Raw genomic sequence first — 18,892 nt, 5'->3', positions numbered from 1 at the left:
GCAGGGAGCAGCCACATGACCCACATCCCCCGCAGAGTCCAGGTCCAGGGCGACCTGTTCCACGGCCGCGTCCCCGAGGGCGCCGTCTACATCGGCCGGTCCGCCCCCGGCTTGCCCGCCAGCCCCTACCGCAACCCGTACCAGGTGAAAGGGCGCGGCAGGGAAGAGGCGATCAGGCTCTACTCCCGCCACCTCGAAGCCAACCCCGAACTCCTCGACCGGGCCCGAATCGAGCTCGCCGGCAAAGACGTGGCGTGCTGGTGCAAGCCGCACGAGCAGTGCCACGGCGACGTGCTGCTCGTCTACGTCCACCGGGCCGGGCTCGCCGAAGACATGACCGGCGAGGAGGCACCCCGTTGACCCCTGACCCATCACTACCGGCCGAGGGGCCGGACCCATCACTGTCCGGCCGGTGTGGCCGCAAGACCGACCACGGCCCGTGCCGGGCGTGGCCGGTGAGGGGCGCGTCGGTGTGCTCCGCCCACGGCGGCCGGGCACCCCAGGTGAAGGCTGCTGCCGGCCGCCGCCTGGCCCGCCAGGAGTGGGCGCGCAGCTTCGGCGAACCCATCGCCGACGACCGCGGCCACCACGAGATCGTGCTGGAGGAGATCCGCTGGTCGGCCGGGCACGTGGCGTGGCTGCGCGACCGGGTGGCCGACGTCGAGCCGGACGCGCTGATCTGGGGCACGACCTCGGAGGTGGAACGCCGGTCGGGCGAGTTCCCCGGCATCGACATCACCAAGGCCGCGAAGGCCAGCGCCTGGTTGGTCTTGTACGGGGAGGAACGGGACCGGCTGCTGAAGATGTGCAAGCTCGCTTCCGAGATGGGCATCGAGGAGCGGCGCATCACCCTCGCCGAACGTCTCGGCTCCCTCATCACCGACCTGGTCGGCGGAGTCCTCGCCGAACTCGACCTGACGCCCGAACAGTGGATCAAGGCCAACGGGGCGGTAACCCGGAATCTGCGCACCCTCGCCGGCGCGCTGGAAGGACGCCCATGAGCAGCTGGACTGACCGCATCCTCGCCGACGCCCTCGGCCGGGCCGAACGGCTGATCGCCGAGGAGAACCAGCTCGGCTACCCGCTGTGGGACAGCGAGGGGGTGCGCTGCTACGGCAGGCAGGGCGAGGAGTCCGCGGTGGTCACCCTTGCGCGCGGCGGCCAGGCCGTCATCGTCTACGAGGTCGTGGGCGTCGACTGGGAGGAGCTGCGGTGACCGCGCCCATCGAGGCGGTGATCCGCCACGCCATGGCCGCCGAGGCCGAGCTTGCCGCGACGGTGCGCGGCTACTACTTCCACCAGCACCCCGGCCCGCACATGCGGTTCCAGCGCCATCTGATCGTGTCCATGGTGGTGTTCGGCGAGTTGGAGCCGTGCGCCCACCTCCGGCCGGGCAGGCCGGTGCCCGCGTTCTGGTTCAGCTGGCAGCCCGATCTGCTCACGTGCGCGCCCTGCGCTCAGCTGGTGTGCGACACGCTCGCCCCCGACCCGGACGAATACGAGTGCTCCCGCTGCGGGATCCGGCCGGTTGAGGGCGTCCGGCAGCTGTCCCACCTGGTGGTGTACCAGCACGGGGGCGACCCGGATCTGCGGCTTCCCACCCCGGTTGTCCACCTGCGGGCGGGCTTGTGCCACGGCTGCCTGCTCAACGAGGTGTCCGACCAGCGGATGGCGCCGCTCGACCGTCAGGCCGTCGCCCGCTCCCGGCGGCAGTCGCCCACCGACAGCGGCCCCCAGGCCCCCCGCTGCAAGCCGCGGCGGGTCCGGGGAACCCCACCCAGAAAGGAAACGCCATGACCACAAACGCACCGTCGCTCCACCAGAGGGCTTACGCCACGTCGAGGCACGCACGGCTGGCCCACGGCTTCCATGTGCTCAATGACTACACGCTCAAGCACAACCCGGGGCTGCTCCGGGGCGACCTGGGGGCGATCGAGCGGAACGCGCAGGCCCACCAGATCATGTTCGCTGGCCTCGACCGGGACTTCCTGAACGGGCTGAACGCCGCTGCCAGGCTCCCGGAGCGGCGGCCCGGCTTGGTGGTGGTGCACAACCCGGCCCGAACCAAGCCTGTCGCCCGACGCGCGAGCACTGCCGGTGTCCTCGCGGACGCGCGGCGGAAGCTCCTCGCGGACAACGGGTTTGCCGCGGGCGCGAACCAGCTCCTGCGCGACGCCGAGTTCGCGCGGATGACCCGCCACCTGCTCGACCCCCAGTCATCCCCCAACGGAAGGAACCAGTCATGACCGTCAAAATCCACCTCACGATCGCCGAAGGCACCCGCCCGGCCCTCACCAATGACCACCGTCAGGCCCTCCGCAAGGGCATCGCGGCCGGCATGGGCGAGCTCGGCATCGGCAACGGCAGCCCGGCGGGCGAGATGCTCCTGAACATCGCCGACCAGATCGGGCGCGAGGAAACCCTGGTCGTCGACGCCTCCGAGCTCAAGCGGCACGACCTGGCCGCGCTGGTGCGGATCCTGCGTGACTTCGCCGCGCCGAGCTCGCACCTGTTCCACCCGGCGAGCATCAGCGCCGTACTGGGCCACCTGGCCCGCGAGGTGGAAGCCGAGGACGTCGCCGCCCAGGCCAGACTCGCGGACCTGGAGTATCAGGCGACGCTGGTCCGCGAGCAGCGCGAGATGCGGGTCCAGATCGAGAAGGCGGCGGGCAAGGAGATCGCGGCCGCCAAGAAGGCACTGGAGGCCAGTCAGGCGGCGCTGGTGAAGACCGTCAACGACGCGCAGAGGGCGCTCGTGTCGATGCTCGACGCGGCTACGGCCCATGACACGCTGGTCGAGCAGTACGCCCGTTCCCTCTCGGACGCCGGCCTCACGATCGAGGAGGGCGGCCCGGAGTATGAGAGCGGCGCCAAGGCCAGGGGCTCCATGAGTCGCGGGCTCCGGCTTCGCGGTGCCTGGTGGGCGCCGGTCCACGCTGTTGAGTTGTTCATCTGGTTGACCGACCGAGTGGGCAAGGAGCGGCTGGGCCAGCGTAAGAACCCGTCCCGGTTGGGGATCACCCGGCAGGCGAGTCTCCTGGCCCAGATCGACGAGTTGCCGACGCTGCTGCACCCGCCGCTCAAGCAAGGCCGGGTCGATCTTCCGCCGCTGGCGGGCGGGTTCAAGACCAAGTCGGACTACAAGGCCGCGGCCGCGACGCCCGATTCGGCGGCGTGATGTACGCGATTCTGCGGGGTCTGCTGCCGGTGGCGCTGGTCGTGGCCGGGCTGGTCTTCTTCACCGCCGGGGCGTGGATTCTCGCCCCGGCGGCGGGCTGCCTGGTGGCGGGCCTGTCCTGTCTGTACGTCGAGTGGGCGACGCGGCCCGCAGAACAGGGGTACGTGCGATGAGCAACAACGAGGTGCGCATCGTCGTCACCGGTGACAACCGGTCGAGCAAAGCAGCGCTGGCCGAGGCCGACGCGCAGTGGAAGGCGTGGGCGCGGTCGGTCGAGCAGTCCGGCGACAAGGTCTCCGCCTCCCTCAAGCGGACGCGTGAGCAGGCCGACCGCGACATCACGGCCACCATGCGGTCCATCATCGGCCTGTCCGGAGCGGCTGACGAGTACGGCGATGGCGTCCTGCGGGCGTCCGGTGACTCCACCCGGGCAACGGGGCTGATCCGGGCGGCGGCCGAGAGCGACCTGGGCGCGGTCGGGGTCTCCTTCGGCCAGGCCGGGGAAGACGCGTACGGCTTCGCCCGATCGACCGATGATGCTTCGACCAAGGCCGGCGGCTCGATACGGCGCATGCGTGACGAGATCGACGACGCCCTGTCCGGCATCGGCGACATCAACATCGGCGTGTCCGGCGGCTTCAGCACTGCGGGCCTGTTCGACGGCGTTGAGGAGGAGGCTGAGAAGGCGGGCGAGGAGGCCGGGGAGGCGTTCGTACGCGGCGCGGACGGCAGGCTGAGAAGCTCTCTTACCGGCCGGTTCGCCGCAGCCGGTAAGGACGCGGGCAAGGGTGCAGGAGACGGCATCCTGTCCGGTCTCAGCCCGATCCCCGGGAAGGCCCATGCGATCGCGGGCGCGGCCGCCGTCGCGCTGGCCGCGCTCGGCCCGGTCTCCCAGTTGACCGGCGGCGCGATCGCCCTCGGGCTCGGTGGCGGCCTGGCGGCGGTCGGTGTCATGTCGGCCACCCAGTCGGAGAAGGTGAAAGAGGAATGGTCGGGGCTCGGCGACTGGTTCAAGACCGAACTGGACGATATCGACGGCCCGATCGAACAGGCGCTACTCCGAATTCCCGACACCGCCCGACAGAGTTTCCTGGGCGTGAAGGGTGAACTTGAAGATTCTTTCTCTCAGGTCGGCCCGGCGCTGGAAGGTTTCGCGTCCGACTGGGGAGCGACCCTTAGCGGGGCTGACCTGTCGGCGGAAACGAACGGCTTCGTTCAGGTTTTGGACGCCATTGGATACAAGTCCGAAGAAATCGGCGCGGAATTCGGGGTCGCTTTCGATGAAATGTCGCGAGTCGCTGCGGAGCATGCGGATGATATCGCGGCCATGGTCGAGATTGTCGCTGACGGATTCACCAAAGTCGCGCAGTTCGCCGGATTCGTGGCCGACACATGGGATGACGAACTGGGGAATGCCGAAACGAAACTCAAGGCTTTCGGTGGCGTCCTGACCGGCAAGCTGATCGGCGACTTGGACAACAGCGGTGCCGCTGCTGGTAGGGCGGCACGGTTCGCTGTCGAAATGGCGACCGGCTGGAATGACGCCGCTACCGAGGCCGATGATCTGTCCCGCCAAGTTCAGGCATTGAATGAAATGCTGGAGAAGAATTACGATCCGGCGAAGGCCGCCTTGGATGCCGCCATTGATTGGAAGGAAGCGCTGGCGGACCTGAAAAAGGAGAACGAAGACGGAAACATGAGTCTCCTCGATCGGGAAAAAGCGCTTTCCAATTTGCTTGACCCGCTGAGAAACAGCATCGATGCCGAACTGGAACTCACCCAGGGCGTCCAGGATTCGACCGCGGCTTTCCAGGATCAGCTACCTCAGCTTGTCGAGCTCGCCCGGAACAGCGAGGAAGGGCAGCGCACTCTCACGGAGCTGGCCGAGGTTCTCGGCGTCGGGCTGGTGGAGGCAGGCGAAAACGCATACGTCACGATCGACAAAGCCGGTGAGGCGATCAAGATTTTGCCGGATGGGAAGGTCGTCAAGCTCGACGCGGTCATCGATTCACTCGAAGCGCAGCTTCGGCGGGCGCGGGAACAGCTGGACAGTCCGAACATCAGCCGGGAACGCAAGGCGAAGCTGAACGCGGACATCAAGCAGTTGGAGGACGCGTTGCGCCGGGCGCGGCAGCAGCTGGACGCGCTGGATGGCAAGACTGTGCAGACGTGGGTGGTGACGAACACGGTCCGCGGCGGTGGCCATCCGCTGATGGCAAGCGGCGGCATTGTGGGCGGTATTGGGGCGTTCGCGGACGGCGGTGCGGTCGGCCCGCGCGGTGGCATGTTCGCCGAGAGCGGGAGCGCGCTGGCCCTCGTCGGCGAGGCCGGGCGTGAGATCGTGCGTTTGCCGTACGGGTCGCAGGTGATCCCGAACGGGCAGACGGAACGGATGCTGGCCGAGGGCGACGGCATCCTCAGGGGTTACGCGTCGGGCGGTCCGCTCGGGGTCAGCGTCCACATCCCGCCTCCTTCGACACGCACTGAGGCGTACGGCGGGAGCATGGGCCTGCCGCCTGCCCGCTCGGGTTCGGGGTCTGGCCGGGTAGAGGTCGTTCTGGGCGATGTGAGCGGTTCAACCTCCTACGAGACGTTCCCGAACCCGTACGGCGGCGGCTGGGGCGGCTGGCCGGGCGGCGGCGGCGGCTCCGGTGGCGGAGGCGGTGCGCCGGTGCCGGGTGTGCCGGAGGACACGACGAGCACATACACGCCGATCACGCGGCCGACCGGCGGGAAGGTGCCTGCCGTGATCGATTCGAATCCGGTCCCCGCCAATCGCAGGGGCGACGACTTCGGCGCGGGCTTCTTCGCCGGGCAGGGCGGTGTGCCCCTGGCTGGCTTCTCCGGTGGCGGCTCTGGTGGCGGTGGAGGCGGCGGGGGTGCCGGAACGACCGTCATCAACGTCAGCGTCATCGTCCAAGGCTCGATCCGCGCCGAGAGGGACATCGAAGAAATCGTGGCGAACGCGATCTCAAGAGGCGGGTTCAGGGGGGTGCTGCCCTAATGAGGTTGACGCTGGGCGGCCTGGTCAGTCGCCCAGCGTCAACGAGAGCGGCTTGACGACCTGCTCGGCGGGGTACTGCAACCGCCCTCGGTGGCTCACCTCGACCCCGTAGAACTGGTGGCCGGGCGGCACCTCGCGCACCATGAACGCGAAGACGCACTTCCTGGACGACCATTGCCCCCCTCCGAGCTTCCCGAGGGCGATGGTCTTGCCCGCCGGGTCGGTGACGACCACCTGCGTGCCGGGCGCGATGTCCCGGTAGCCGCCGCCGAGGGCGCACTCGCTGCTTCCGGCCCGGCTGACGCCGCCGGCGACGCTCACGGTTCCGGTGATGGTGATAGGGGACGGCGAGGGCGGCGCTGAGGTGGGGGCTGCGGCCTCGGTGGCGGAGCATGCGGCCAGAGCGGCTGTGCTCAGGACGGCGAGGGCGGCGGGTAGGGGGCGCATCGGGGCTCCAGTGGCGGGGCGTCAGGTGACTGTGAGACGCGCTCTCCCGCCGGTGGGTTGACACGCCGACCATCCGCGACCAGCGCGAGCGGGCCCCGCGAATTCCACGCCCCTGCACAAAATAAGCCCTGCGTCCTAGCCTGAGGTTGTCGAGACATCAGGAAGGTGCAGGGCTTATGGGCGAGATTAACACGGGCCACATGATCAAGCTTCAACGTGAACGACGAGGAATGAGCACAACCGGGCTAGCCACCCAGGCCGGATGCACACCCCGGCACATCGAGCTCATCGAGCAGGGGAAGCGCACCCCGTCAGTCCCTTTACTGCGGGAGATCGCGAAGGTCCTCGGCGTACGATCCGCCGTCCTGTTCGGGGAAGCCCTGAGGGACAGCCACGAGCCCGGACGCCCCCAGGTCGGCGACATCGAGCGGGCCATCTTCACCTACAAGACACTCGCCCCCGACGCAGAACCGCCCGACGCCGAGCAGCTGGCCGCGCGTGTCTCGGCCGCCCGCGAGGCGTGGATGACCTCGCACAGCAAGTACTCGATCCTGATGCGGGAACTCCCGGCGCTCATCAGCGACGCCGAACGGCTGATCCTGCTCAACGACGCCCGGCCGGAAGCGCGGCGAGAAGCCTGCCGGGTGGCCGCCGACGCGTACATCCTCAGCCGCGGAGTCCTCAAGCACCTCGGCCGCGTCGACCTGGCCCACCTCGCCGCAGACCGCGCGATGAGGTACGCGGAGGAGACCGAGGACCCGCTGATGGTCGCGTGGGCGCACTGGAACCTCGGCCAGTCGATGCTGTCCGACGATATGCACGGGGTGGCCTACGACGTGGCACGCCGCGGCATGGAACTCTTCGAGCCCGCGCTCGGCGACGGCGACGACCGGCATCTGTCGGTGTACGGCGGCCTGCACCTGATGGCGTCCATCGCGCTCACCCGAGGCGGAAGCGGCGAGGAGGCCCGGGACCTCCTGCGCGGCCCGGCGCTCACGCTGGCCCGGCGAGTCGACGAGCGGAGCAACCACTTCGGCCTCGCGTTCGGACCCACGAACGTCGCTATCCACATGGCCAGCGTCGAATGTGAGGACCGCCAGCCGGACGCCGCGCTGCGCGTCGCCGACGAAATCCACCTCACCCGGTCGCCATCGGTAGAGCGGCGGACAACCCACCTCGGGCAGATCGCACGGGCGTGTGAAGACCTCGGGGACGACGCCGCATCGCTGGTGTATTTACTCCGAATTGAGCGGGAATGTCCTGAAGAGTTGGACTATAAGCAGCTTCTCCGCGAAATGGTCCGTTCCCTTGCCCGGCGTGCCCGTCCGTCGTGGGCACCGGAAGTTCGTTATCTCGCCGACCGGCATCACATCCTGGCCTAACGAACTTAAAGTTCGGTCCCGGCGGTTCGGATTTCTTGCGACCGTCCGATTTACGTTCACCCCCATGGGTGACGTGGTAATGGACCGGCTCCTTTCCGAGGCTCAACGGGAGTTCCCGGATTGGACGTTCAGTCGCCACGACGACGGTTGGACGGCCCAGCGGGACGGCGACGACTACACCGCGTCGAGTCTCGCCGCGCTCCGGGCCACCCTGCGCACCATCCCCGCCCAGGTCGCTCCTCCGGGTCACGTCGTGTGGCGGACCTGGGAGAGCGACCGGGGGCGGCACTGGGCCAGCCGCTCCATCCCGTTCACGAAGGAGCAGGCCGACGCTGGGGCGCACCGCACTGTGGACGCCGACACCGCCGAGGAACTCCAGGCGGTGATCAGTCAGCAGGAGCTGATCGCCGAGACCGCGTCATGATCGGGACGCAGCACGGCACCCATGTAGCCCACGCGCTCCCGGACGCCGAACAGATCCAGTGGCGCACCTCCCGTTTCGGCGCGTACGAGCGCGAGCGCGAGCAGGCGTGGACCTGCACGTGCCGGCGGATCCAGTACACGCTCATCCACGCTGGCGGGGTCGCGTTCATCCGCAAGGTGGAAGACGAGAAGTCGGTGTGGGACTCGCCCCCGACGCGCCTTCCCGAGGGTGAGGGACTGTGGACGCGCCTCGTCATGGGCGAGGCCCGATGAACTGCCCGCTCCTGTCGAGTCTCTCGCCAGGCGAGGGAGCGGGTGGGCGGCCCCCGGCATCTGGTCCATGGATCACCGTGGAGCGGGAGACGGACGTGATGCCGGGGGCCGCCATCAAGAGCTGGCGGTCCGGGGTTGTAATCGGAACCCCCTGGGAGGGGAAGACCAGATCCAGGCTCGGACCGCCTCAGACGCCGGTGCGCTCTCCAGAGGGAGGGGAGAGCGCACCGGCTTTCTCATGGGCGTGTACGGCTGCGCGCTGACGAACGGTTGCCCATGGGGCAGTTGTGGCCGAGACTGCCACAACTGGTCAACCATGGGCGTCTCGCCCATAGGCAACTCCCGAGTGGGCAGTTGTGGGGCAGTGCCCCACAACTGGGGGCTGCGCGAGCTCGAGTATTTCGATCTTGAGATTTGCTCCGGACAGGTTGTCCGTCGCAATTTGCGACCGCCAGATTGACGGTCTCAAATCCGGCCGCTGACCTGCCTTTTTCCCGGATCCGGGAAATCGTGATCTTCAGGGTGACGGTTGCAAATTGAGAGGGACGCGCTGTCCCCCTCAAACCTGGCGAGATTCAGATTGCAACTCGCGAATCCGCGCCGGTGTGGGGCGGCCCCTGTGACCGGCCCGACAGAGGGGGTCACCCTGACCCCCTGTCGGCTTGAGAGTGTCAGCGGTGACACCCTCAAACCCGCAGACGGACACGCCTGTCCCTCCGTGGATTCGCGACAGTCAGCTTGACCGCCGCGAATCCGAGAGGTTCACCGTGAACCTCTCGCGTACGGCTGCGCGTGGGATGCCCGACCTCGAGTGTTTTGATCTTGCTGCCACGGGTGCCACGAAGGGGTGCCACATCCCTGCCACGCCAGGTGCCACGAAGGGGTGCCACGGGCCGTGGCACCCCTCCCGACCTGTAACCCTCCCTCCAACCTCCCGCCCGGAGCGGCCGAAGGGTGCCACGCGATCATCAGACCTCGGGACGGTCCGGCATCAGGTAGCGCTGCGCGTCGTCGTCGTAGCCGCCCAGCACGCCCGCTTTCGCCAGGCGTTTGAGCTGGTTCTGCACCCACGACCGGGACATGTCCGTGCTCTCCCACAGCGGCTTGAAATCGCCGCTGGAGAAGTCCCGCGCCCCGCCGTCCCACAACTCCTGCAGGCGGGCCATGAGCGCCGCGCCGCGCTGCTCGGGCGTCATCTTCTCGGGCTGCCCGAACCGCCACGGCGGATCCCCGTCCGGCAGGTCCGGGATCTCGTCGTCCATCCCAACCTGGACGCTCGGATCCGGGTCTTCGGTCTGCAGGTACTCGCCGGCCACGTTCTCCACGTCGGCCCCGCCTTCCTCGTCGCCGGTATCGGCCGGTGGGGTGGGCGCGCCGAGTCGAGCGAGCGCGGCCGTGCCCGGGTCCACCTGCTTGGCGGCGGCCGGGTAGAGCGCGGCGTGGGCGCGCAGCGCGGCCGTGGCCGCCTGGTCGTCGAACTCCCCATCGGCGACTCCCCACGCGAAGGTGCGCAGCGGCATCGCGATGCGGTCCCGCGGGATCGTAGGCGCCCCCAGATAGGCCATGCCGGGCTGCCCGTTCTCCCACAACTCCGGCCGCGCCCCGGCGTCGTCCATGGCCTCCGACAGGCCGAAGCTGGCGTCTGTGGTGTTGGCGACGCCGAAGCACATGTTGCCGAGCTGGCCGCGCGCGATGGTGGGCATCTGGGTGTAGTCGGAGCGCTGGAGGCTGAGCACCACGGTGCCACCTCCGGATCGCAGCGCCTTGACCAGGGAGAGGAACTTCGCCATCTCGTCGTCGCTCAGCGCGTCCAGGATGTCGGGGCACTCTTCGAGCCAGATGATCCAGTAGGTGAGGCCGCATCCGGGCTTCCACTTCGTCAGGCCGCGCTCCGACAGCTGGTCGGTCCGGTTCTTCACCTCCGCCTGGAGCTCGCGGAGCATGGCGCGGACGCCCGCCTCAGTGGTCTCGAAGCGATGCAACGCCACGTCAAGCGGGCCGAGAGTCTGCCTGAGCTTGGTGACGTCGGCGGCGAACACCGCGACGTCGGCCCGGGTGATGGCCTCACCGAGGATGTTCCAGCAGCCGCCGATGGACTTCCCGGCACCGGACATCCCCATGAGCTGCAGGTGATGCCCGGTGATGACGTACAGGACGTCGTCCAGGTCCTGCCACAGCCCGATCCGCAGAGCCTCAGCGATGCTCGCCCCGGGCCGCGACGGGCCAGGCCACGGCAGTGGGCGCTTCATGACGCGCGGGTCCGACACCACGACGTGCGCCTTGCTGGCGTCGTCAGGATCGACCGAGGTGGTGATGCTGCCCGGCGGCAGGCTCATGCCCGACTCGATGTACGGGACTTTCCGCGCGAGGTCGTCGGCGACCTGCTTGCCCGCCTCCAACTGCACGACCGCCTCGACCTTGTGGTCGGTGCGGGCGGTGGTGCGCGCCTCGATCGCGGGCATGCCCGCCTTCGCCGCCGCGCTGCCGAACAGGGCTTTGAGCGGGTCGGCCGCGATGCCCTGCACGTCGATGCTCCTAACCCGGATCACCGTGCGGATGTTGAACGACACCGCCAGCGTGACGCCACCGATCAAGATGATGCGGCCGGTGGCGGTCGAGTCCGGCCCGTTGATGGTGGCCGCGCACACCCACATCCCGGCCGCCAGCGTGGTCAGCGTGGTGTGCAGGCGCCCGCCGATGCTGCGGGCGTGGGACTGCTGCCAGGTCAGCCCGGTCAGGCCCAGGACGCAGGCGGTGATGCCCGCCGTCGTCCACGCGATCACCTGCGGGTCGTCGCTCTTCAGCGTGACGTGGAAGAGCCAGCCCAGCCCGAACAGCAGGCCCACCAGCATCCACGGCGGCAGATACAGCACCGCCTTGGACACCTCGCGGGCGGCTACCTGGCCCAGCGCGCCGGGCGTCTCCTCGACGGGCTGAGCGCGCTGGTTGGTCCGCGTCGCCATCATTCCTTGCTCCAGTCGAAGGTGCTCTTCCTCTGCGCCTTGGGCGGCTGCAAGAGCTCCACAAACTCTTTACGGAACTGGGCGTGGAAGGCGACCAGCTCCCGCGCCGCGCCGCGCTCCAGCTCGGCGGCGCGCTTGAGCCGCTTGACGACCCGGCGCGCCTTCAGCTTCATGTCCGGGGCGCCGATCAGGGCCAGCAGCGCGTTGCCGCTGTAGGCGCGGCTGAGGTGCTCGTACAGCTCACCGGCGGCCATCTCGAACTCGTTGCCCAGGTCGCGGGACAGGTCCCGGCCCGCCCGGGAGTAGGCGGTGACGGCGGCCGGGCCTTCCCACGGGATGTTCGCGAGTTCGGGGATGCGGCTGCGGCCGGCCTTGGGCGGGGTGGTCACCGGTGCTCCTTGACGAGGGTGCGGATCTGGCGGGCCAGCGTCGAAACGCGGCGGGTGCCGAACAACGCGGCGAGGTAGGCGTCTGCGGCGCCCAGGGCCAGGACGACGGCGGCACCGACCGCGACCATGAAGGTCATCAGCCGGTGCAGGGCGAGCAGGGCGAGGTAGCGGAATGCGGTCACGGCCGGTGGCCTCTCGGCGCGGGCGTGGGTCATGCTGGGGGTCCTTTCGCGAAAGGGGAAAGGGGCCGGGCCCCCTGGGGAGTTTCGAGGCCCGGACCCGGCTTGTTAGGCCCGCGCGAGGGCGGTGCCGATGTTGCGGCTGGCGGTCTTCCTGCGGGTGGCCATCACGCGCCGGTCCCGTTCACCGCGGCGGGTTCGGCGCCCGTGAGCGCCCAGTTGAGGGTCCCGGTCAGCCGGTCCTCGTCGGTCGGCTCCTGGGGAGCCTTCTCGGCGTGCGCCTTGACCGCCTGCCCGATGAGTTCGCCCGCCCGCTTCGCGGAGACGCCGTACCGGTTGGCGACGTAGTCGGCGATGGGCGGGGAAGGGTGCAGGGCCAGCAGACCGGCGACCGCCTCGATGACCACTTCGCCGATGACCGCGCGGGCCTGAGGGCGGGTGAGCTTGAAGCGGTCGCCGAGGCCTCGCTCGGAGATCGGCTTGCCCTCGGTGATGGAGGCTTCGTAGGCGGTGCGGGCCGCCTCGATGGCCGTGCCCGGTACGGCCGGCGCGGGGAGCGGTTCAGGTGTCCCAAATGGGACAGGTGCCGGTTCGGGCTGGTCGAGGACGGTCGCGACGGGGGCGTTGTCCTGGCGGCGGAGCAGGCCCATCAGCATGTGAATGGCCGAGGCGAAAGCCAGTGGAGCGACCGCACTGACCAGCCAGGACAGTACTCCGCCCGACCACCCGGCAGCCACGTTGGCCGCGACCGTGGAAGCGATACCGACCGCGAGCGAGACAACGGCCAGCAGTGGCCGCGCGACCTTGCGCCGGGCCGCGTCCAAGAGGACGACCGAGGAGACAGCGATGCTGCCGTCGATCAGCGCGGGCAGCGTCCACGCCACCTCTGGCGGTTCGCCCGCCAGCCGCGCGAGAGCGAACTGGTGGCGGGCGGACACGTACGCCGAGATGCCCGCGATGAGCACCACAAGGATGATCGCCCAGCGGCGGGTGACCGGCTGGGCGACCACCTCGGGCGCGAGCGCGGCGGGTGGCGTGGCGGCCGGTCGGTCCTGTACCTCTTGCATGACTTCAGCTCCTGGATAGACAGGGGTTGGGGTGAAGCCCTCCGGCCACCGGTGAGGTCGGTGGCCGGAGGGTGGTCTAGCGGCTGCGGCGGGCGTGTTCGATGATCGTGCCGACGTAGGCGTGGCAGTGCTCGCAGATCGCCACGCCGGGGCCGAGGACGACGATCCTGGTGGCGGTCGGCGGCTTGCCGCACCAGGTGCACAGCTCGTACTCGTTGTCGACGGTCGTCTCCTCCGGCGGCTCGGGCGGGGGAGCGCCGGGGGTGATCTCCTGGGCGAGCAGGCCGCCGGCGCGGCGCAGAGCCGCCCACAGGTCCGGCAGCTGCTGGAGCGGCACGATCTCCAGCGCGTCGGCCAGCTCGACGGCGACCGGCACGGTGATGTCGAGGCAGCGCGGCCCGGTCCGCATGGTCTCGGCGTCGGGCCCGTACTGGAAGCGGACGCGCGTGCTGGCCGGGTCGGGGTCGCCGACCCCGCGCCACAGGATGATGCCGGTGGTTCGGCTGCCGGCGAACAGGGTGTCGAGGTCGGCGAGGTGGGCGTCGGCGTGCTCGGCCGGGGTGTTGGTGCACCACGGCACGTCGGGGCACCGCGGCCTGGTGGGCGGGTGGGTAGGGTTGTGCGCCATGCCTTGCTCCTGTGTATGCAGGGGTGAGGAGTAGGCCCCGGCCTGGTGTTTGCGCACCGGGCCGGGGCTGTCGCGCTATTCGATCTCGACGGCGGTGAAGTCGTCGCTGACGGGGGTGTTGGTCCGGGCGGCGCGCACCAGCTCCAGGACGAGGTGGGCGTGCAGCTCGGCCTCGTCGAGGGTGAGGTGCATGTCGCCGTCCTGGCTCGCGCCGATGACGATGCGCGGCTCGGTCTCGCGGTACTGCTGGTCCAGCTCGACCAGCAGCTCGACCGGCTCGTAGCGCGGCTCGCTGGGCGGGCCGCCGTTGACGAACCGCATGCTCATCAACGGGAACTCGGGCAGCAGCGCCTGGTGCTCGCGGTCGGCGGGGGCATCGTGATCGCTGTGGGTGGTGGCACACCAGGCCGGGCAGGGCGTGGTCAGCCAGCGGGCGCTCACGCGGCGTTCCGGGTGGCGAGCAGGTGCAGGATGTCGAGGGCGAAGCCCTGGGCCTGCTCGGGGCTGAGGTCGGCGTCGCGGACGTTCCACAGCCCGACGATGGTGGGCCTGCCGTCCTCGCGGGTCAGGACGAGTTCGCCGTACTCGGGGCGCCCGATGCGGGTGACCCAGCTCTCGCCCTCCTCGCTGTGGCTGATCTCCGGTCCGTCCGCGCCGGGGGCGGCCGGGGTGCCGAGCCGTACCAGGCCCGCCAGGTTCGCGGCCAGCTGCCCGGCCTCGCCGAGGGACAGCTGCCATTCGGTCTCGCCCTCGCCGTCGTGCACGATGACCCGGGCGTCGGCCTCGCGGTAGTGCTGAGCCAGGTGGGCGAACAGCCGGGGCGGAACCAGGAACGTGTGGCCGCCGGGGGTGGCGAGCTCCTCGAAGGACATGACCGTCAGCGGTACGGAGCTCGCATCGTTGCGGTGCTCGCGGTCGTCGGGATGATCGCTGGGCGTGTGCTCGACGGCGCACCAGTCCGGGCACGGCCCGGTAAGCCAGTCCGGGCGCGGCGCGTCGGCCTCGGGTACGGCGGGAACGCTCCGGCGGGCGGTGACGACGTGCGCCGCGAGGTTGCCCGCGAACTGCTGTGCCTCGCCGAGGGTAAGTTCGCCGTAGAACTTGTTGAGGGTGTCGGCGAGCAGAAGGCGCGGCTCGGCCTCGCGGAAGGTCTGCCACAGGTCGGCCATCAGCTCGACCGGCTCCCAGCGCGGCATCGCGTCGGAGCCCCAGTCCTGCCAGTCCATGGCGGCGGCGAGCGGCACCTTGAGCGACGGCATCGTGTGGATGCGGTCGCCGGGGTGGTCCTGCACGGTGTGCCCGCCGAAGGCGCCGTACTGACACCAGGTGGGGCAGGGGCTTGCGGCGATCCACCAGGCGTTGGCGGGCGGCTCGATGGTCTCGCTGAGGTTGGCGTCGTCGTTGGCGCCCGTACTGTTGTTCATGGGTCTCTTTCCGCGTACTCGGATATGGGGATCAAGGCCGGGCCGGGTGGTCGCACACCTGGCCCGTCCGCTTCTAGTCGTCGTAGTCGGCCTGCTCCTGCGCGTACTCCCACTCGGTGTCTAAGTCGAGTTGGGGGCCGCCGCGCCAGTTGGCGGGGATCTTGAGCGGGGAGCGCGGGGTCTCGTTCATGCGGCCCGCCGGGTGTCGGTGAGGGCGACGGCGAGGCGGTGGTAGCAGTTGCGGCCCTTCTCGAAGGCCTTGCAGCCGCAGTGGTCGCGGGTGACCAAGTAGCGGGTGGAGCCGTCGGAGCTCACCGCGGTGAAGGTGCCGGGGCGGCTGGTGGGGACGAGTCCGCCCTGCTCCAGGAGTTCGAGCGCGCTGGCGACCTGGTGGGCCTTGTATTCGTCGGCGACGGCCAGGGTGATCACGTAGTGTCCGCGCTCGTTCTTGCTGGCGTTGAGCTTGCCCGCTTTGGCGTGGCGTTGAACGGTCCGCACCGAGACCCGGAGCGCGAGAGCGGCCTCGCGGGTGGTGACCTGGATCTCGGTGCTCGTGCTGGTCATCTCGGCTCCCTCAAGTCCCGCTAACCTTGTGAGACCACAGTAGCACCTAACTGTGGTCCTCCACAATAAATCGTGCGAGAATCCTTGGGGGTACACGAGAGGACGAACATGCCGACTGATCTCACCGACGGTGAAGGCCACACCCACCAGACGCGATTCCGCATTCCCAAGCCGATGTGGGAAGCATTCGGCCGCGTCGCCGACCGGCTCGGCAGCAACCGGACCGCCAGACTGCTGGACCACGTCCGTGCCGACATCCGCGAGCACGGAGATGAGCGGGATATCGCCGACCTTGACGCCGGAGATCTGGAGCTCCTCGAACGACGCTCCCGCAAGGGTGGCCGGCCGCCGCAGAAGCCGAGGGCACAGTGAGGGCACAACACCGCGTGATCTCGCGTGATCCGGCGTGATCCGGCGTTGTGCGTTTTGCCTGGTAGATAGGTGTGCGGAGAGCTCCGCCGCAGGTCGGAGCCCTAGGGCGCTTAGTCCAATGTGAAGTAGTCGGGGCCGGAGTAGCGTCCGGTGTCCTGCTTCTGCCGCTGCATGAGCAGATCGTTGAGGACCGACGAGGCGCCGAGCCGGAACCAGTCCGGATGCAGCCAGCCGTCGCCGGCGGTCTCGTTGACCAGCACCAGCATCTTGATCGCGTCCTTGGTGGTCCGGATGCCACCGGCGGGTTTCACGCCGACCTTCCGCCCGGTCGTGGCGAGGAAGTCCCGAACCGCCTCCAGCATCACCAGCGTCACCGGCAGCGTGGCCGCGGGCTGCACCTTCCCCGTGGAGGTCTTGATGAAGTCGCCCCCCGCCAGCATGGCCAGCCACGACGCCCGCCGCACATTGTCGTACGTAGCGAGTTCCCCGGTCTCCAGGATCACCTTCAGATGCGCGCTCCCGCAGGCCGCCTTGATCGCGACAATCTCCTCGAACACCTTCAGATAGTCACCGGCCAGGAATGCCCCCCGATCGATGACCATGTCCACCTCGTCGGCCCCCGCCGCGACCGCCAGCGCCGTGTCGGTGACCTTCACCTCCAGCGACGACCGCCCGCTGGGAAACGCCGTCGCGACACTGGCCACCTTCACCCCGGAACCCCGCACCGCCTGTACGGCTTCCGCCACCAGATCCGGATAAACACAGACGGCGGCTACCCGGGGAACGTCCGGATTGCTGGGATCGGGATGGACTGCTTTGGCGCACATCGCCCGCACCTTGCCGGGCGTGTCCGCGCCTTCGAGCGTGGTCAGGTCCACCATGGAGATGGCCAGGTCGATCGCCTGCCGCTTGGCGGTGGTCTTGATGGACCGGGTGCCCAGCATGGCGGCGCGGGCGTCCGCACCCACCTTGTCGACACCGGGCAGCCCGTGCAGGAACCCGCGCAGGGCCGCGTTCGACGAAGCGACGTCGGTCGTCAGAGTTGACACCCCCCTAGCATCGCCGACCCGGACGAACGAATCCAAACCGGCTCGCCTCCGGCACCCTAGCCTCCAAAGGCATCACCGCAGGTCAGTCAGGAGAGAAGGGAACAGCCCGCCGATCCTGCGCCCGAATCTTTGGCACATCTCACGGGTGCCAACACCGCCGATCACCCCCCATTTCACGGATATGACAGCACATACTGCCCAGCCGCCCCCTCGGCGATCGCCCACATCCTCCCCGTCCCGGCCACATGGGCAATGCCTTTCAACTCAGCCTGCGGCACTGGACTCAGCCGCCGCATCCACCGCCCGTTCCGCAGGTGAACCAGATAATCCCGCTCCGCCATCCACACCCCGCCGACGCCATCCGCCGCGGCATACGTGTACGCGCCGCTGGCCACCCGCCGCCCCATCCGACTCCACGAGCTGCCATTCCACCGCAGAACCACCCCTTCCGCCTTGGTCACGGATCCGACCGCATACACCTCCGTGGGGGACAAAGCGACGATGTCGTTGATCTCGATCGGCCCGCCGGGCGCGGCAATGGTGGTCCACTTCGAGCCGTCCCAATGCTGGAAATGGGTGACCCGATCGATGCTGCTCACCGCCCACACATCCGAGGGCCCGGTCGCGGCATACGCGGTGACCGGCCGGGGCGTCGTGACCTTCCGCCAAGCCTGGCCGTTCCAGCGCCACGACACATCCCGCATTCCGGCATCCGTCCACTGCAACCCGGAAGCCCACACATCGGCGGGCCCGGCGACGACCGCCTCGGTCACATGCGCGTCCAGCGCCCCCAGCGGCTGATCCGTCCATCCCCGCCCGGTCCACCGCCCGGCCACAACCCCCGCAGGACCATCCGCGAACCGCCACATCTCCCGCCCGCGCCCCACGATCAGGTACGGCTCGCCGTCCTCCCCCCAAACCCGGCCATCCCAGTGCAGCGCGGTAGCGCCAGCCCGTACCACCCAGAGATCGGAAGCCCCCGCCGACACTCCCTCAAGCGGCGTCGAGGCGGCCGGGGGCATAACCCGGAAGACCCGCCACTTAGTCGCTTTCACCTGCGGAGACAGCAGGGTCAGCAGCACCGCGAAGATCGTTAGAGAGGTCACGGAGCTTCATGCTGACGCGTCTAAGGCGGGGATACGGCGTGCCTTAGGGCGGCCTAGGCCAAAGGTTCAGCAAGAGATAGGGCATCCGCCTGATGTGGGCCTGGGGGCCTTAGCCCGAATCTTAAGTATGTAAGGAAAAAGCGAATCAAGGAGAACCTCAAATGGGTCCCGAACTGCACTACCAGCTGATCATCAACCGGGTCGCCGAGCTCCACGAGGAGGCCACCAGCCACCGTCGGGCACGCGAGGCGCAGGCGTCGAGGAAGGCTCACCAGCGGAGCGCGAGTCGTCGCCTCCGGGGCGGGCTCAACAAGTTTCGCTCCTCATGACGACCGCATGCATGCCCGGCCGGAACCTCCCTCCCGGCCGGGCATGTAAGGCCCCTCCCTAACCCGGTTCACCCGCAGAAAAACAGGGCGAACAGCCCATAGAAGGCATGACATG

At 69.1% G+C, this 18,892-nt stretch carries 24 protein-coding genes; 13 read left to right on the top strand and 11 right to left on the bottom strand.

Features of this window, described 5'->3' with window-relative positions; all coding sequences use genetic code 11:
- Positions 1-15 precede the first annotated feature (15 nt).
- Genes ABGB08_RS02330 through ABGB08_RS02295 form a run of 8 tightly spaced genes read left to right on the top strand, consistent with a single transcriptional unit; the run spans position 16 to position 6,182 of the window.
- Entirely contained in the window at positions 16-360 is a 345-nt protein-coding gene (locus ABGB08_RS02330) for a DUF4326 domain-containing protein (RefSeq protein WP_347585638.1), read from the top strand.
- On the top strand, positions 357-1,001 hold the full coding sequence (locus ABGB08_RS02325) for a hypothetical protein (protein WP_347585636.1): 645 nt from the start codon (positions 357-359) through the stop codon (positions 999-1,001). Before ABGB08_RS02330 ends, ABGB08_RS02325 begins: the two co-directional genes overlap by 4 nt.
- Positions 998-1,216 carry a hypothetical protein gene (locus ABGB08_RS02320; RefSeq protein ID WP_347585634.1) on the top strand — a complete coding sequence of 73 codons (219 nt, stop codon included), beginning with the start codon at positions 998-1,000 and terminating at the stop codon, positions 1,214-1,216. The genes ABGB08_RS02325 and ABGB08_RS02320 overlap by 4 nt, the downstream gene beginning before the upstream one ends.
- Positions 1,213-1,797, top strand: coding sequence for a hypothetical protein (locus tag ABGB08_RS02315; RefSeq protein ID WP_347585632.1), 585 nt, complete (start codon positions 1,213-1,215; stop codon positions 1,795-1,797). The genes ABGB08_RS02320 and ABGB08_RS02315 overlap by 4 nt, the downstream gene beginning before the upstream one ends.
- Entirely contained in the window at positions 1,794-2,246 is a 453-nt protein-coding gene (locus ABGB08_RS02310; protein WP_347585630.1) for a hypothetical protein, read from the top strand. Before ABGB08_RS02315 ends, ABGB08_RS02310 begins: the two co-directional genes overlap by 4 nt.
- A complete protein-coding gene (locus ABGB08_RS02305; RefSeq protein WP_347585628.1) occupies positions 2,243-3,178 on the top strand; it encodes a hypothetical protein in 936 nt (311 codons plus the stop codon). Before ABGB08_RS02310 ends, ABGB08_RS02305 begins: the two co-directional genes overlap by 4 nt.
- Positions 3,175-3,351: a hypothetical protein gene (locus tag ABGB08_RS02300; RefSeq protein ID WP_347585626.1), complete on the top strand. Its 177-nt coding sequence runs from the start codon at positions 3,175-3,177 to the stop codon at positions 3,349-3,351. Before ABGB08_RS02305 ends, ABGB08_RS02300 begins: the two co-directional genes overlap by 4 nt.
- Positions 3,348-6,182 carry a hypothetical protein gene (locus tag ABGB08_RS02295; RefSeq protein WP_347585624.1) on the top strand — a complete coding sequence of 945 codons (2,835 nt, stop codon included), beginning with the start codon at positions 3,348-3,350 and terminating at the stop codon, positions 6,180-6,182. Before ABGB08_RS02300 ends, ABGB08_RS02295 begins: the two co-directional genes overlap by 4 nt.
- 24 nt (positions 6,183-6,206) lie before the next feature.
- On the opposite strand, the gene ABGB08_RS02290 is transcribed toward ABGB08_RS02295, so the two are convergent.
- Entirely contained in the window at positions 6,207-6,629 is a 423-nt protein-coding gene (locus tag ABGB08_RS02290) for a hypothetical protein (protein ID WP_347585622.1), read from the bottom strand.
- Positions 6,630-6,805: 176 nt separating this feature from the next.
- Between ABGB08_RS02290 and ABGB08_RS02285 the strand changes: the two genes are divergently transcribed.
- The 3 genes from ABGB08_RS02285 to ABGB08_RS02275 all read left to right on the top strand — a co-directional run bounded on the left by ABGB08_RS02285 (position 6,806) and on the right by ABGB08_RS02275 (position 8,707).
- Positions 6,806-8,011 (top strand): helix-turn-helix transcriptional regulator, encoded by a 1,206-nt coding sequence (locus ABGB08_RS02285; protein WP_347585620.1) that lies wholly within the window; start codon positions 6,806-6,808, stop codon positions 8,009-8,011.
- 64 nt (positions 8,012-8,075) lie between these two features.
- Positions 8,076-8,435 carry a hypothetical protein gene (locus tag ABGB08_RS02280; protein ID WP_347585618.1) on the top strand — a complete coding sequence of 120 codons (360 nt, stop codon included), beginning with the start codon at positions 8,076-8,078 and terminating at the stop codon, positions 8,433-8,435.
- Positions 8,432-8,707, top strand: a complete 276-nt coding sequence (locus ABGB08_RS02275; protein ID WP_347585616.1) for a hypothetical protein — start codon at positions 8,432-8,434, stop codon at positions 8,705-8,707. Before ABGB08_RS02280 ends, ABGB08_RS02275 begins: the two co-directional genes overlap by 4 nt.
- Before the next feature lie 968 nt (positions 8,708-9,675).
- Here ABGB08_RS02275 and ABGB08_RS02270 read toward each other — a convergent pair.
- From ABGB08_RS02270 to ABGB08_RS02235, 8 genes are all read right to left on the bottom strand, one after another.
- Entirely contained in the window at positions 9,676-11,673 is a 1,998-nt protein-coding gene (locus tag ABGB08_RS02270) for a hypothetical protein (RefSeq protein WP_347585614.1), read from the bottom strand.
- Positions 11,670-12,059: a hypothetical protein gene (locus ABGB08_RS02265; RefSeq protein WP_347585612.1), complete on the bottom strand. Its 390-nt coding sequence runs from the start codon at positions 12,057-12,059 to the stop codon at positions 11,670-11,672. Before ABGB08_RS02265 ends, ABGB08_RS02270 begins: the two co-directional genes overlap by 4 nt.
- Entirely contained in the window at positions 12,056-12,274 is a 219-nt protein-coding gene (locus ABGB08_RS02260; RefSeq protein ID WP_347585610.1) for a hypothetical protein, read from the bottom strand. The genes ABGB08_RS02265 and ABGB08_RS02260 overlap by 4 nt, the downstream gene beginning before the upstream one ends.
- Before the next feature lie 131 nt (positions 12,275-12,405).
- On the bottom strand, positions 12,406-13,305 hold the full coding sequence (locus tag ABGB08_RS02255) for a DUF2637 domain-containing protein (RefSeq protein WP_347585608.1): 900 nt from the start codon (positions 13,303-13,305) through the stop codon (positions 12,406-12,408).
- A 76-nt stretch (positions 13,306-13,381) separates the two neighbouring features.
- Positions 13,382-13,933: a hypothetical protein gene (locus ABGB08_RS02250; protein ID WP_347585606.1), complete on the bottom strand. Its 552-nt coding sequence runs from the start codon at positions 13,931-13,933 to the stop codon at positions 13,382-13,384.
- A gap of 75 nt (positions 13,934-14,008) precedes the next feature.
- Positions 14,009-14,374 (bottom strand): hypothetical protein, encoded by a 366-nt coding sequence (locus ABGB08_RS02245; RefSeq protein ID WP_347585604.1) that lies wholly within the window; start codon positions 14,372-14,374, stop codon positions 14,009-14,011.
- Positions 14,371-15,357 (bottom strand): hypothetical protein, encoded by a 987-nt coding sequence (locus ABGB08_RS02240; RefSeq protein WP_347585602.1) that lies wholly within the window; start codon positions 15,355-15,357, stop codon positions 14,371-14,373. Before ABGB08_RS02240 ends, ABGB08_RS02245 begins: the two co-directional genes overlap by 4 nt.
- 186 nt (positions 15,358-15,543) lie before the next feature.
- Positions 15,544-15,921: a helix-turn-helix domain-containing protein gene (locus ABGB08_RS02235; protein WP_347585600.1), complete on the bottom strand. Its 378-nt coding sequence runs from the start codon at positions 15,919-15,921 to the stop codon at positions 15,544-15,546.
- Between the two features lie 108 nt (positions 15,922-16,029).
- Between ABGB08_RS02235 and ABGB08_RS02230 the strand changes: the two genes are divergently transcribed.
- A complete protein-coding gene (locus ABGB08_RS02230) occupies positions 16,030-16,293 on the top strand; it encodes a hypothetical protein (protein ID WP_347585598.1) in 264 nt (87 codons plus the stop codon).
- A gap of 110 nt (positions 16,294-16,403) precedes the next feature.
- Here the strand turns inward: ABGB08_RS02230 and deoC are convergent, their stop codons facing one another.
- Both deoC and ABGB08_RS02220 read right to left on the bottom strand, forming a co-directional pair.
- Positions 16,404-17,342 carry a deoxyribose-phosphate aldolase gene (gene deoC, locus ABGB08_RS02225; protein ID WP_155359272.1) on the bottom strand — a complete coding sequence of 313 codons (939 nt, stop codon included), beginning with the start codon at positions 17,340-17,342 and terminating at the stop codon, positions 16,404-16,406.
- 173 nt (positions 17,343-17,515) lie between these two features.
- Complete coding sequence (locus ABGB08_RS02220; RefSeq protein ID WP_347585594.1) at positions 17,516-18,448, bottom strand: hypothetical protein; 933 nt, start codon at positions 18,446-18,448, stop codon at positions 17,516-17,518.
- A gap of 161 nt (positions 18,449-18,609) precedes the next feature.
- On the opposite strand from ABGB08_RS02220, the gene ABGB08_RS02215 reads away from it, so the two are divergent.
- A complete protein-coding gene (locus ABGB08_RS02215) occupies positions 18,610-18,777 on the top strand; it encodes a hypothetical protein (protein WP_347585592.1) in 168 nt (55 codons plus the stop codon).
- Positions 18,778-18,892 lie beyond the last annotated feature (115 nt).

This window comes from Acrocarpospora sp. B8E8, assembly GCF_039871605.1.
Classification (GTDB): Bacteria; Actinomycetota; Actinomycetes; order Streptosporangiales; family Streptosporangiaceae; genus Acrocarpospora; species Acrocarpospora macrocephala.
Note: the sequence above shows the minus strand (reverse complement) of the source record. Positions and strands in the feature narration are given on the sequence as shown.